At 58.9% G+C, this 477-nt stretch carries 1 protein-coding gene; it reads left to right on the top strand.

Features of this window, described 5'->3' with window-relative positions; translation table 11 throughout:
• Positions 1 to 39 precede the first annotated feature (39 nt).
• A partial coding sequence (locus tag B3397_RS13845) for an MSMEG_0572/Sll0783 family nitrogen starvation response protein (protein ID WP_349679026.1) occupies positions 40 to 477 on the top strand: 438 nt, incomplete at its 3' end.

Below are 477 nucleotides of genomic sequence, written 5' to 3'. Positions count from 1 at the left end.
CAGCCAGCCCTGGCCATCGACCAACGCGGAGATGACGACATGCCCAACGTGGACATTGCCCACTATCAAGACGGCGACTTCCTGGTGAACTACGAAGAGAAGGTGTTCGAGGATGTGAAGGCCGAGCCCGGTGAAAAGGCCCTGCTGACCTTTCACACCATTGCCTTCGAAGGCTCCATTGGTTTGGTCAACATGCTGCAGGCCAAGCGACTGCTGCGCAAAGGCTTCGAAACCAAGATTCTGCTGTACGGGCCGGGCGTGCAATTGGGCGTGCAGCGGGGCTTCCCGACCTTGGGCGCCGAAGCCTTTCCTGGCCATCTGGCGGTGAATAACCAGATCAAGGCGTTCATGGCTGAAGGCGGGGAAGTGTATGCCTGCCGATTCGCCTTGCAGGCGCTGTACGGTCAGACCGAAAAAGCGCTGATCGAGGGTATTCGTCCCATCAATCCCTTGGACGTGATGGACCTGCGCCTGCTG

Source organism: Pseudomonas sp. UBA4194 (assembly GCF_002379585.1).
Lineage (GTDB): Bacteria > Pseudomonadota > Gammaproteobacteria > Pseudomonadales > Pseudomonadaceae > Aquipseudomonas.
The sequence above is the reverse complement of the archived record's forward strand: the minus strand, read 5'-3'. Positions and strand labels throughout refer to the sequence as shown.